Raw genomic sequence first — 12,644 nt, 5'->3', positions numbered from 1 at the left:
AAAGACAATAAACGATCAAAAATAACGCACCAAAACGGAACAATAATATGTCTTTTGCCAAGATCAATACGCGGGGGCTATTGGGTCTGCACGCCCCTTTAATTGAAGTTGAAGTTCATTTAAGTCAAGGATTACCCTCACTTACCATTGTCGGTCTGGCTGAAGCGGCCGTTCGAGAAAGTAAAGACCGGGTTCGATCAGCCATTATTAATAGTGGGTTTCAATTCCCCAGTAAACGCCTCACCATCAATCTTGCGCCTGCAGATCTGCCCAAAGATGGTTCACGCCTAGATTTACCGATTGCGTTAGGGATTTTGATTGCATCAGGGCAAATCCCTGAACAAGGTATCGATCAGCTTGAATTTATTGGAGAATTGGCTTTGGATGGTCAATTACGCCCAACCACAGGTACTTTGAGCATTGCAATTGCCTGTCAGCAAGCGCAGCATCGTCTGGTTTTGCCCGAACAAAATGCATATGAGGCAGCACAATTGCCCCATTTTGAAGTCTATGCTGCCAAACATCTGAAAGACGTCTGTGCACATTTAACCCAGAATCAGCCACTCACACCCGTCCAGACTACAACTCAAGCAGCATCTCACAGCTATAAATTTGATCTGGCCGATGTGAAAGGACAACTTCGACCACGCCGTGGTCTTGAAATTGCAGCTGCAGGTGGACATTCCTTGCTATTCCGTGGCCCCCCTGGCACAGGGAAAACTCTCCTCGCCTCGCGCTTACCGAGTATTTTGCCGCCCTTAGATTCACAAGAAAATTTACAGGTCGCCAGTATCTACTCGATTGCCAATACACCGCACACTTTTGGTCAACGCCCATTTCGGGCACCACATCATACGGCGTCTGCGATTGCACTCGTCGGTGGTGGATCACAACCGAAACCGGGTGAAATCACCTTGTCACATTTAGGCGTGCTATTTTTAGATGAATTGCCTGAGTTCGACCGTAAAGTGCTTGAGGTGCTTCGGCAACCTTTGGAATCTAAAGAGATCGTTATCTCAAGAGCATCCCGTCAAATTACCTATCCTGCCAATTTCCAATTGATTGCAGCAATGAATCCCTGTCCGTGTGGTTATGCTTTTAATCAGGATCAACGCTGTCAATGTTCGACTGAAGCCATTAAACGCTACCAAAACCGCATTTCGGGCCCACTGCTTGATCGTATTGATTTGCATATTGATGTTCCGCCGCTGAGCGTACAAGAATTACAGGATCATGCACCTACTGAAAATTCCGAAAGTGTCCGTCATCGAGTCATTCAAGCGTATGAGCAACAACTGCAACGGCAAAATTGCTTGAATCACGCCTTGAGTCCACAACAATTGGAACAATATGCCTGTTTAAATCCACAAACAAAACCTATGTTGGAATTGGCTCAACAACGCTTAAACCTATCTGCGCGAGGTTATCATCGTGTCTTGCGTGTTGCCAGAACCATTGCAGATTTAGCGCAGTCCGCAGAGATTCAAAGCGCACATCTCAGCGAAGCGTTGTCGTATCGACATCAGTCATAAAAAAGGCGACCTTAGTCGCCTTTGCATTTTTTAACTTTAGAACGTATATTTCAGACCAAAAACCACTTTGTTCTTTTGCTTTACGTCTGAACGGTCATAGCCGCCCACAATATAGTCCATGTTGACGCTTGCACCTGTATCCCCCAATGGATGGCTTAAACCCGCAGTAAAGTGACGGAAATTAAAGTCTTCAGTGGTATCTAAAGTATCACCTTCAAATTCACCGCTATCTGAATAAAGATAAGCACCTAAAGCAAAGTTCGCACTAAAGTCACGAGGTAAAGCGTGGCTATAAGTCGCAAGGAAATAAGTATCTCCCGCATTCCCCCACTTCACATCATCCGTCAAGGTTTGTGCCGTAAAACCAAAGCTCTTGTAGTTTAGACCGACTAAGGTTTCGAATACGTTAGAATCATCTGCTGGGTAGTAAAGATAATAGGTCCCACCTAAGGTAAAGCCGAGGTCTTGCGTAATACTGCCTTTATAGCCTGCATAGAAGTCATTTTCAAAAGTATCGCTACTGCCCGTTGGTGTTTCGGCATTGTAATCCAAGGTTGAACCCCACCAACCCGCATAGAAACCTGATGAATGACTATAATCCAATCCACCTTGTACAGTTGCACCACTGTTTTCAGGCACATTGGTAATACCACGTAAGTTATAGCTCGAAAATACCCCAATATTTCCTGAGACGCTATGGGCTGAAGTCGCTTCATCAGCAAATGTAAAAGTCGACGCTGCTGCAACTACGGCCATAGATAACATTTTTAAAGTAAATTTCATTCTGAGGTTCCCCCACATCGCATGACGACGTTTTTACTGTAATTAATAAACTCAGAGATGTATTAGCAAGCGTTATGCCAACTTTATTACTTTTGTTTTTAAACGTTATTATTTTTTTAAATATTATTTTTATTTTTCAATAATTTAAGAAGATAAAAATGATATGTTTCTACTAAATCAGAACCCATATCACCCCCAACATGCATGCTAGGCGATCTATTTTAAACACATACCTCATCTCGATATCGCTTTGTATATGCATCAGCTCACATACGAGCGCGATCCTATGCACTGATGCCGATCAAAAATGCGTCATTGAAGTTCAATTTAAACATCTCACGCCTTAAATTGAATAAAAATTATGCACTAAAAAAGTTCTCAGGGTCGCGTAAACCTCCTTAAAAGAAAAATGCAATGGCATTCTGTCATGTGTGTTATACAACCATTTTTCCGCTGCACCTAAATGAAACATTTCTCATTTTCAATTAGAATTTCCACCAAAAACAAAAATGCAAGCCCAAATCAGAATAAAAAACCGCCAAACAAACACATAATGAAGAAAAAATAAACAAAAGAACCTGTTTTTTTTTAAGCTTAAATGGGGCTTAAAATGCTTAAATTTTTCCTTTTAGTAAAATATATTCTTATTATGAATGAATGATTTAAGCCTAAAAAACAACTAAGAACTCACAGTTTACAAGAAACCAATTTCGTCAAGTAGGCAGTAACAAGAATGAAATAAAATTAATAAAAATCTATCTTTTTTATAGATTAATTATACAATTTATGAAAATTTCGAGTTATGCCAAAAAACGAAATTCTGAATCTATCTTTTTTTGAGGTTGTTTCTTATGCCAAAGGCGCAAAAACTTACATTAGCAGTATTAATTCAGGCTGCCCTTATTACTACCGCTTATGCAAGCGAACAAAGTGAAGCAAAAGGATTTGTAGAAGATGCTGAAGGATCAGTATTGTTCCGCACTGGTTATCTTACTCGCGACAAAAAAAATGGCGTAGCAGATACGAGCTCAGCCGCTCAATCTGCTATGGTTAAAATCGAATCTGGTTATACCAAAGGTATCGTTGGTTTTGGTGTAGGCGTGATTGGCGATGGTTCATTCAAACTGGGTGAAAATAACCACGCTGGCAACCAAATGATTCCTTTACATAATGATGGTGCAGTAGATGCAAACGGTCACGTTGATGCTTATGATCACTGGGGCCGTGGCGGTGGTATCGTAAAAGCACGTATCTCGAACACTGAAGTCCGCTATGGTACTCAAGTACTCGACATACCTGTACTTGCAAGTAATACAGCACGTATGGTGCCAGAATACTTCGAAGGTGTCTTAGCGACTAGCCGTGAAATTAACGGTTTAGAATTAACTGCTGGTAAATTCACTAAAGACCAATATTCTGACCAAATCAATACTGATGGCAATGAATTAGATCGTGCAATCGTTTGGGGTGCTAAATACAAGTTTAATGACCAAATCAATGCTTCTTACTATGGCTTAGACAGTAAAAATGCACTTGAGCGTCATTACATCAATGCCAACTATGCACATCCACTTGCAAATAGCAGCACTTTAACTTTTGACTTCAGCGGCTATCATACTGAATGGGATAAAGGCGCTAGCGCATCTTCATCTACGTTACCTGTTGAGTCCGACAACCGCAGTAATAATATCTGGGCAATTTCTGGTAGCTATAACACAGGTGCTCACAATGTCATGCTTGCTTACCAACAAAACACTGGTAACACAGGTTATGCATATGGTGAGAATGCTGATGGTGGTCAAAGTATCTACCTACCAAACTCTTACCTTTCAGACTTTATTGGTCGTGATGAAAAATCTGTTCAAGTTCAATACAATCTCAATTTCGCAACTTTGGGCGTGCCAGGTCTAAACTGGACAAGTGCATACGTCTATGGTTGGGACATTGATACAGCTACAGACAATGATGCAAAAGAGAGCGAAATCTTTAACCAAGTGAAATATACCGTTCAATCTGGTTTTGCTAAAGATGCCAGCTTACGTGTACGTTATTCACACTACCGTAATGATGATGCTTATGCAGAAGAATACATGCCAGACACTAACGAATGGCGTTTATTCCTCGATATCCCTGTAAAATTCTTCTAATTTGAAGTCATTTTCAGAGATCTAAAAAAACCTGCACATTGTGCAGGTTTTTTAATAGGTTTAACTTAAAAGATAAAGTTAAACCTTAATCCTGTTAACAGGATTATTTTGCAGCTTCAATGGCTTTCAGTACTTCAGCTTTCGCGACTTCTGCACCTTCCCAACCTGTCAACTTCACCCATTTACCAGGTTCTAAGTCTTTGTAGTGAGCAAAGAAGTGTTCCACTTGCTGAATTAAAAGTGGAGGAAGATCTGTATATTCTTGAACATCTTTGTACAATGGCGTTAATTTTTCATGTGGAACCGCGATTAATTTCGCATCAATACCACCGTCATCTTCCATGTTCAATTTGCCTACTGGACGGCAACGAATCACTGAACCAGGTTGTACAGGATGTGGAGTTACGACAAGCACGTCTAATGGGTCACCATCTTCTGACAACGTATTTGGTACATAACCGTAGTTTGCTGGATAGAACATTGCTGTACCCATGAAACGGTCTACAAATAACGCATCCGAGTCTTTATCAATTTCGTATTTGATTGGCGCTGCATTTGCAGGAATTTCAATGATGACATAAATGTCATTTGGTGCATCTTTACCCGCTGGGATATTGCTGTAGCTCATAGCATCACTCTTGAACAAATTAAATTATATTGAAATCGAAATCATCGTATTCGATTTGATCACGCAGCGATTATACATCTGCCCTGTAAAAATAGGGAATATGCACGTTCATTAGCTGAGTTTGATGACCAAAATCAATAGAGAAATTGGACATAATAAAGACAATAGCCATACAATTGAGCGTAAAGTTGCCCAATTGGCCAAGTAACACACCCCATAGACGACACGTAAGACCAAATAAGCGATACCAAAGGTCATAATCACCGTTTGGGAGAGCACCATATATTCTGCCATCAAAATAGCAGCAATAAACAAAGGCAGCCCCTCAAAACTATTCTGCTGTGCCGCATTGGCACGCGCAGCTAGACCTGTCGTTTGTGCTAAAAACTCTCGCGGATGTTGATTATCTCTGCCCTGAAATCCCCCTGCCATTTTAGCAATGATGGTAAACACATAGGGGAATAAGCACGCAATTAAAATGAGATAAACAATACCACTAATGCTTTGCATCAATTTTGTTCTCGTGATGGATAAATAAGACTTATCATAGCATGGCAATTCGAGAATATTTTTTGTTAAATATAGTGTTTTTATAACCAAACCTTTAGGGAATGACTATGCCATTCAATGCTGATCAGCACAAATTGTTTGATGAATTGGAAAAGCAGCATCAACATCAACGGCAAATGGATCGTGTACTTACGATTGTCTTCCCGATAGTGGCGTTTTTACTGACCGTCATTTGCGCCAATATGAACATATGGTCGACTGTCTGTACTTTTATTCTGCTTTGGGTCGCATTTTGGGCAGTCGGCATACGTCGCCTACCTTTGTGGCACTGGGTTTTGATAAGCATGATCTATTGTTTGGCAGATAATTTTCTTAGTTATGGCAGTTTTAACCGTGCAGGATTTAGCCGTCAATTTGGCACCATCTTTATTTTTATTGGCATTGCTGGTGTAGGTCGCCCCTATTTTGATCGCTGGCTGATGAAGAAAAAAATTTAAGCTCATAAAAAAAGCGCCCAAAGGCGCTTTTTTATTTGTGAAGCTTATGCAGATTTACGTAAATCTTTACGTAAAATTTTACCAACATTTGATTTTGGTAATTCTTCCATAAACTCGACATAACGCGGACGTTTGTAACCCGTTAAGTTTTCTTTTGCAAAATTAAGAACTTCTTCTGTTGTTAAAGAGGCATCTTTCTTCACGACAAACAATTTCGGTACTTCACCTGATTTTTCATCCGGCACACCAATCGCTGCCACTTCTAGCACTTTTGGATGTTTGGCAATCACTTCTTCAATTTCCGAAGGATAAACGTTAAAGCCAGACACCAAAATCATGTCTTTCTTACGGTCTACAATTTTGGTATAGCCACGCTCATCCATCACGCCAATGTCACCGGTACGGAAGAAACCATTGACCATGACTTTTGCCGTTTCATCTGGGCGGTTCCAGTAGCCTTTCATGACTTGTGGGCCACGAATACAGATTTCACCTTGTTCACCCAGTGGGACTTCGTTGCCATCATCATCCAAGATGGCAATTTCTGTGAGTGGTAATGGAATACCAATCGTGCCACTAAACTCATCTGAAGCAGGTGGGTTTGCGGTTGCCACTGGAGATGTTTCAGACAAGCCGTAACCTTCAATAATGTTGGTTCCTGTGACTTTCTTCCACGCTTCAGCCGTCGAAGGCAGTACAGCCATACCACCGCCCATCGCCATTTTTAGCTTGCTGTGGTCGAGCTGTTTAAATTCTTCATTATTGACTAAAGCATTGAATAAGGTATTCACCGCAGGGAAGAAGGTTGGCTGATATTTACGTAATTCTTTCATTACCGCAGGTAAATCACGTGGGTTTGGAATCAGGACATTGGCTTGACCTTTATACATGCCATACATCGCGCAAACCATAAATGCAAAAATGTGATACAGCGGTAAAGCACAGAAAATTCGGTCTGAGCTTGAACCATCTTGCACCCCAAATTTACTTTGGAAAATACCATCGCACTGTAATAAGTTAGCCACCAAGTTACGGTGTGTTAACTCTGCACCTTTAGATACCCCTGTGGTCCCACCGGTATATTGCAATACCGCTGTATCACTAAGTGTCAAGTTTGGACGCTTATAATTGCCTGGATTAACTTTCGACATGGCCGCATTAAAACGGATATGACCCGGAATATTCCATGCTGGAATTTGCTTACGGACTGAGCGCAAGACAAAGTTCACAAGCGTGCCTTTTAAAGTCCCTAACATGTCGCCAACCGAAGCAACCACAACATGTTTTACTGGCGTTTTACCGATAATGCTCTGATAAACTGAGGCAAAGTTTTCAATAATCACCAACACTTCAGAACCTGAATCATTCAATTGATGCTCAAGCTCACGTGCCGTATAGAGTGGATTGACATTGACCAGCACCAGACCTGCACGCAATACACCAAGGGCAACCACTGGATATTGGAGAACGTTTGGCATCATGACGGCAACACGTGAACCTTTTGCTAGACCCAAACTTTGCAAATAAGTTGCAAATTTACGGCTCGCCTCATCAAGTTCACTAAAAGTAAGTGCTTTATCCATGAAAATAAAGGCATCACGTGAACCAAACTTTTGGAAATTACGCTCAAATACATCAACCAAAGATGTGTTTTCTGCTGGCAATTCTACAGTTTCAGGAATGCCTGTCTTGCGGTATTCAGCGAACCAAATTTTTTCCATATTCCCAATCTCTCCAATCAATAGTCCTTAAAATATGCAGCTTTTTTTTCGGGTATGTGCATGATTATTTACCTTCTTAAAGCACACACCCGTATCCATTTTCACGAACACAGCCACATATATAACTTATTTCAACAACCACATGCTAGTTTTATCTCTGAACCAACAGTCTATTTGCTTTTTGATATCCACGTGGTAACAGTTGCCCTTTTGTCGCACGCTTGCCCATATATTTTTGTAAATCATCACCTTTGATTTTGAGTTGTTGTTGTCCTGCAACCACTTGAATTATTTCATCTAAATTCAAAGTTGTCATAGCGATTACTTGATCTTTCTCTTCAAGTTGTATCAATTTATTACCTTTACCTTTATTTAGACTTGGCAATTCTGACAAATCAATAATTAATAAGCGACCGGCCGAACTCAACAGTGCCAAATGTGTGGCTTGCTGTAAAGGATACAACGGTAAAGGTTTGGCATCATCAGACAAGGTCAGAAAGGCTTTACCAGCCTTAGCACTGGTATCGAGCTGTTTGGCTTGAGTTTTAAAGCCATACCCCTTAGTGCTCATCGCCAAAATTTCGGACTCATCATCCTCAATCAAGACTTGCAAGAAGCCTACACCACTTACAGGGGCAAGCTTAGAACTTAATGGCTCACCCAACCCCCGTGCCGAAGGTAGGCTGTTAATGGCTAAGGCATAACTACGTCCAGTCTGATCCAAAATATAGACTTTTTGATTGGACTTGCCCTGCGCATGACTTAAATATTGATCCCCTGCACGGAAATTCAGATTTTCCGCATCCACATCATGCCCTTTGGCACTTCGGATCCAGCCCGCTTCGGAAAGGACCACGGTCACTGGTTCGGCAGGCATTAAGTCCTGCTCACTAATTGCAGTGGCTTCGGCACGCTGTACAATTGGAGAACGGCGGTCATCGCCAAAACGTTTAGCATCCTCTTTCAATTCATTAATAATTAAAGATTTTAAGGATTCTGGATTGGCTAATTGTTCCCGAATAATGGCCGCTTTAGCTTCTAGTTCTTCTTGTTCACGGCGAATTTCCATTTCTTCTAATTTCGCCAAATGGCGTAATTTCAACTCTAAAATGGCTTCGGCTTGAATTTCATCTATACCAAAATGTGAGATCAGTTCGGCTTTCGGCTGATCTTCTTCGCGAATAATACGAATCACGGTATCAATGTCGAGATAGGCAATCAAAAGACCCGCTAAAATATGCAGGCGTTTTTCAATTTTATTTAAATGATATTGCAGACGACGGGTCACCGTATCTTTACGAATTTCAATCCATTCTAGCAAGATGCGACGGATTGATTTGACTTGCGGACGACCATCGGCACCAATCATATTCATATTGACGCGATAGCTGGATTCTAGATCCGTGGTGGCAAATAAATGGCTCATCACCGCTTCTGCATCAATCCGGTTTGAGCGTAACACCACCACCAAACGGGTCGGATTCTGATGATCCGATTCATCACGCACATCACTGACCAGAGGCAATTTTTTCGCCTGCATTTGATCGGCAATTTGGGTAATGACTTTAGAACCCGAGACTTGATACGGCAAATCAGTGATCACGATTTCATTTTTTTCTATCGTATACACAGCACGCATACGGTAGCTCCCCCGACCAGTGGTCTGAATTTTCAATAATTCATCGGGTGGGGTAATAATTTCTGCTTTAGTCGGTAAATCAGGGGCAGGAATATATTCTGCGACTTTTTCATCCGTTAAATTGGGATTGCGAATCAGGGCGATGGTGCCCTTGACCACTTCACGCAAGTTATGCGGTGGAATGTCAGTGGCCATACCGACCGCAATACCTGTGGTACCATTTAACAGAATATTCGGCACACGAGCAGGCAAATTGACAGGTTCTTTCATTGAACCATCAAAGTTGTCTTGCCAGTCACACGTGCCCTGTCCCAACTCGGCTAACAGCACTTCACTATATGGTGAAAGTTTGGCTTCGGTATAACGCATGGCGGCAAAAGACTTGGGATCATCGGGTGAACCCCAGTTGCCCTGTCCTTCAATAAAAGGATAGCGATAGCTAAAGGGTTGTGCCATCAACACCATGGCTTCGTAACAGGCTGAATCCCCATGCGGATGGTATTTACCCAACACATCACCCACAGTACGTGCAGATTTTTTTGGTTTACCACTTGGCTTTAAGCCGAGCTCACTCATGGCATACACAATCCGACGTTGCACCGGCTTTAAACCATCACTGATGTGAGGTAAAGCACGATCCATAATCACGTACATGGCATAATTGAGATAAGCACGTTCTGTAAATTCTGCAACGGAGCGGTTTTCAGTTGCGTGATGCGCAAGGTTCGTCATAACAACCTTTCATCCTAATCAAATCATTTTTTTATCTAAGTTCTTATGCTAAGTCTCAGACTGTGACTACACAAGGGTATGCCATCCACTACCACGACAAATTGTGTCTTTATGGGTCTCTGATGTCGTAAAATTATCCATTTTTAAATAAATGATCAACTTATAATTTTTATTTTCTCCAGAATGCAGTTGGATAACGAGCGACCGCATCTGAAAAAAGCCAAATGGTGAGCCATGCATCACCATTTTAGCCAGCCGATTTTACATGCCAATTGATTCTAACATTTTGCCTTTGGTTTCTTCGCCTAGCACTAAAATGACCAATGCTACAGCAAGCAAGACTGCGGTAAACATCATAAACACATGATTAAAACCATTGCTCTGCACCATCATCTGCGTCACAACCAGCGGGGCCACAATACCCCCCATACGTCCAATTGCCGATGCCCAACCTGAACCAAAAGCTCGAATATTGGTTGGATATTGCTCGGGGGTATAAGTATACAATACGCCCCATGCGCCTAAATTAAAGAACGACATCAGACAGCCCCAGAACATAATCAAGGTGACGGTGTTCGCCTGCCCAAAAAAGTAAGCCGATAGCGCACAAAAACCAATAAAACCCGCCAGAGTCAATTTGCGCCCTAATTTTTCGACCAACCAAGCCGCAGCAATATAGCCTGGTAATTGTGCCAGAATCATCACCAGCACATATTCAAACGACTGCACGATGCTATAGCCTTGTTTGACCAACAGACTTGGTAGCCAAGTGAAAATGCCATAGTAGGAATAGACAATCCCGAACCAGATTAACCACAGCATTAAGGTCCGTTTGGCAAAAGGATTTGACCAGAGTTGGGAAAAAGAGACTGTTTGCTTAGTAGCAACGGGTTGAACTTCAATCTGCTGAATAACCTCCACCCCACATTCACGCTCTAATTTTTGTACCAAGGCATGCGCTTCTTCAATCCGGCCACGGTTAATTAAATACGGAACCGACTCTGGCACCTTCTTTAAAATCATAAACACATACAAGGCTGGCAAACCACCAATCAGAAATGCCACATGCCAGCCATAATTCGGAATCACGAAATAAGACACCAATGCCGCAACCAGCCAGCCCAGTCCCCAAAAACTTTCTAGCAATACAATAAATCGTCCACGTACCTGCGCAGGAATGTATTCACTAACCAACGTCACCGCAACAGGGAGCTGTCCGCCCAGTCCTAAGCCGACAATAAAACGGAATACTAATAACCACGTCAGATTTGGCGCAAATGCACAGAGAGCCGTGGCAATGCTATACGTTACCAAAGTTGCCGCAAACACATTTCGACGTCCCCAGCGATCGGCCAGAGCCCCTGAACACACCGCACCAATTGCCATACCAACAAAACCAATCGACACCACCCAGCCTTTTTCAGCTGGACTCATATTCCACTCGGTGGCCATTTGGGTCAGGATAAAGGAAATCAATCCTGTATCCATGGCATCAAACATCCAGCCCAAGCCAATCACCCACAGCAAGGTATAGTGGAACTTTCCAACAGGTAAGCGTTGTACACGTGAAACTAAATCCATAGTGATGACTCAAGCAAAAAGTGAAAACCACAGCACGCTACTGAAAGTACTATTTCGTGCCTCTGTGATTTAAAGAAAAGAAGTGCAGATCCGTTTATTTTAATAAATTATGCAGACCAATGGGGCAGGAAATTGCTTTTTATGCGATAAGCCCACTAACCCAAAGTGATGATGGGCTAGTGTTGTTGGAGAACGATCAACACGAATCAAAATGCATCAATGCGCATCGGTTGAAGAGGCGGAATCACCATCATCTTCTTTATAGATAAATTTCGGCATTTCTAGACCAAAATAAATCGCAATCAGACGTAAAGAAAAACCAAAAATTAAGGTAGAGATCACCGTCAGTTCCAGTGACAGTCCGATTTCCTGACAAAACCAGTAACAAATCACGGCCACAAAGGAAATACTGGCATACAGTTCACGGCGGAACACCAAAGGTACATCATTACACAGAATGTCACGCAGAATACCGCCCGACACGCCTGTCATAATCCCTGCAACAGCAGAAACCACAAAACCATGCCCCATCGACAAGGCAATTTGACAACCAATAATGGTAAAACCTATCAGGCCCAAAGCATCGAGAATCAGGAAGATATTGCGTAAATGACGCATCCATTTAGCAATCAGAATAGTAAACAACGCGGCACAGCAGGTCAGCACCAAATATTCAGGATGTTTAACCCAAGTCAAGGGATAATGCCCCAGCAATACATCACGGACCGAACCACCACCGAGTGCGGTTACACAGGCAATCAGAATGACCCCAAACCAATCCATACTACGTCGACCCGCAGACAATGCTCCAGTCATGGCCTCAGCCGTAATCGCAATAATATAAATTATGGTCAGTAACATCGCCCTGCTCTTC

The 12,644-nt window shown here is 42.2% G+C and carries 10 protein-coding genes; 3 read left to right on the top strand and 7 right to left on the bottom strand.

Features of this window, described 5'->3' with window-relative positions:
- Positions 1-47: 47 nt before the first annotated feature.
- Entirely contained in the window at positions 48-1,532 is a 1,485-nt protein-coding gene (locus ACX17N_RS14805; protein WP_458893334.1) for a YifB family Mg chelatase-like AAA ATPase, read from the top strand.
- A gap of 36 nt (positions 1,533-1,568) precedes the next feature.
- Here the strand turns inward: ACX17N_RS14805 and ACX17N_RS14800 are convergent, their stop codons facing one another.
- Entirely contained in the window at positions 1,569-2,315 is a 747-nt protein-coding gene (locus tag ACX17N_RS14800; protein WP_458893333.1) for a TorF family putative porin, read from the bottom strand.
- 851 nt (positions 2,316-3,166) lie between these two features.
- Between ACX17N_RS14800 and ACX17N_RS14795 the strand changes: the two genes are divergently transcribed.
- Positions 3,167-4,462, top strand: a complete 1,296-nt coding sequence (locus tag ACX17N_RS14795; protein ID WP_458893332.1) for an OprD family outer membrane porin — start codon at positions 3,167-3,169, stop codon at positions 4,460-4,462.
- A 103-nt stretch (positions 4,463-4,565) separates the two neighbouring features.
- Here the strand turns inward: ACX17N_RS14795 and ppa are convergent, their stop codons facing one another.
- Positions 4,566-5,090 carry an inorganic diphosphatase gene (gene ppa / locus ACX17N_RS14790; protein ID WP_458893331.1) on the bottom strand — a complete coding sequence of 175 codons (525 nt, stop codon included), beginning with the start codon at positions 5,088-5,090 and terminating at the stop codon, positions 4,566-4,568.
- A gap of 111 nt (positions 5,091-5,201) precedes the next feature.
- On the bottom strand, positions 5,202-5,600 hold the full coding sequence (locus ACX17N_RS14785; RefSeq protein WP_458893330.1) for an MAPEG family protein: 399 nt from the start codon (positions 5,598-5,600) through the stop codon (positions 5,202-5,204).
- A gap of 107 nt (positions 5,601-5,707) precedes the next feature.
- On the opposite strand from ACX17N_RS14785, the gene ACX17N_RS14780 reads away from it, so the two are divergent.
- The gene (locus ACX17N_RS14780; protein ID WP_458893329.1) at positions 5,708-6,097 is read left to right on the top strand and encodes a hypothetical protein; all 390 of its coding nucleotides are present in this window, start codon (positions 5,708-5,710) and stop codon (positions 6,095-6,097) included.
- Between the two features lie 44 nt (positions 6,098-6,141).
- Here ACX17N_RS14780 and ACX17N_RS14775 read toward each other — a convergent pair whose 3' ends face one another.
- The 4 genes from ACX17N_RS14775 to ACX17N_RS14760 all read right to left on the bottom strand — a co-directional run bounded on the left by ACX17N_RS14775 (position 6,142) and on the right by ACX17N_RS14760 (position 12,631).
- Entirely contained in the window at positions 6,142-7,818 is a 1,677-nt protein-coding gene (locus ACX17N_RS14775; protein ID WP_458893328.1) for a long-chain-fatty-acid--CoA ligase, read from the bottom strand.
- Between the two features lie 151 nt (positions 7,819-7,969).
- Positions 7,970-10,189, bottom strand: a complete 2,220-nt coding sequence (gene parC, locus ACX17N_RS14770; protein ID WP_458893327.1) for a DNA topoisomerase IV subunit A — start codon at positions 10,187-10,189, stop codon at positions 7,970-7,972.
- A gap of 261 nt (positions 10,190-10,450) precedes the next feature.
- Positions 10,451-11,770, bottom strand: coding sequence for a niacin transporter NiaP (gene niaP / locus ACX17N_RS14765; protein ID WP_458893326.1), 1,320 nt, complete (start codon positions 11,768-11,770; stop codon positions 10,451-10,453).
- A gap of 216 nt (positions 11,771-11,986) precedes the next feature.
- The gene (locus ACX17N_RS14760) at positions 11,987-12,631 is read right to left on the bottom strand and encodes a trimeric intracellular cation channel family protein (RefSeq protein ID WP_458893325.1); all 645 of its coding nucleotides are present in this window, start codon (positions 12,629-12,631) and stop codon (positions 11,987-11,989) included.
- Positions 12,632-12,644: the final 13 nt, after the last annotated feature.

It is taken from the genome of Acinetobacter sp. GXMZU3951 (genome assembly GCF_054457875.1).
The sequence above is the reverse complement of the archived record's forward strand: the minus strand, read 5'-3'. Positions and strand labels throughout refer to the sequence as shown.

What these genes read in the sequence shown, in the direction of transcription:
- ACX17N_RS14785 (WP_458893330.1), bottom strand. Translation starts at nt 5,600, where the DNA reads ATGCAAAGCATTAGTGGTATTGTTTATCTCATTTTAATTGCGTGCTTA.
- ACX17N_RS14775 (WP_458893328.1), bottom strand. Translation starts at nt 7,818, where the DNA reads ATGGAAAAAATTTGGTTCGCTGAATACCGCAAGACAGGCATTCCTGAA.
- ACX17N_RS14795 (WP_458893332.1), top strand. Translation starts at nt 3,167, where the DNA reads ATGCCAAAGGCGCAAAAACTTACATTAGCAGTATTAATTCAGGCTGCC.
- parC (WP_458893327.1), bottom strand. Translation starts at nt 10,189, where the DNA reads ATGACGAACCTTGCGCATCACGCAACTGAAAACCGCTCCGTTGCAGAA.
- ACX17N_RS14760 (WP_458893325.1), bottom strand. Translation starts at nt 12,631, where the DNA reads ATGTTACTGACCATAATTTATATTATTGCGATTACGGCTGAGGCCATG.
- ACX17N_RS14805 (WP_458893334.1), top strand. Translation starts at nt 48, where the DNA reads ATGTCTTTTGCCAAGATCAATACGCGGGGGCTATTGGGTCTGCACGCC.
- ppa (WP_458893331.1), bottom strand. Translation starts at nt 5,090, where the DNA reads ATGAGCTACAGCAATATCCCAGCGGGTAAAGATGCACCAAATGACATT.
- ACX17N_RS14800 (WP_458893333.1), bottom strand. Translation starts at nt 2,315, where the DNA reads ATGAAATTTACTTTAAAAATGTTATCTATGGCCGTAGTTGCAGCAGCG.
- ACX17N_RS14780 (WP_458893329.1), top strand. Translation starts at nt 5,708, where the DNA reads ATGCCATTCAATGCTGATCAGCACAAATTGTTTGATGAATTGGAAAAG.
- niaP (WP_458893326.1), bottom strand. Translation starts at nt 11,770, where the DNA reads ATGGATTTAGTTTCACGTGTACAACGCTTACCTGTTGGAAAGTTCCAC.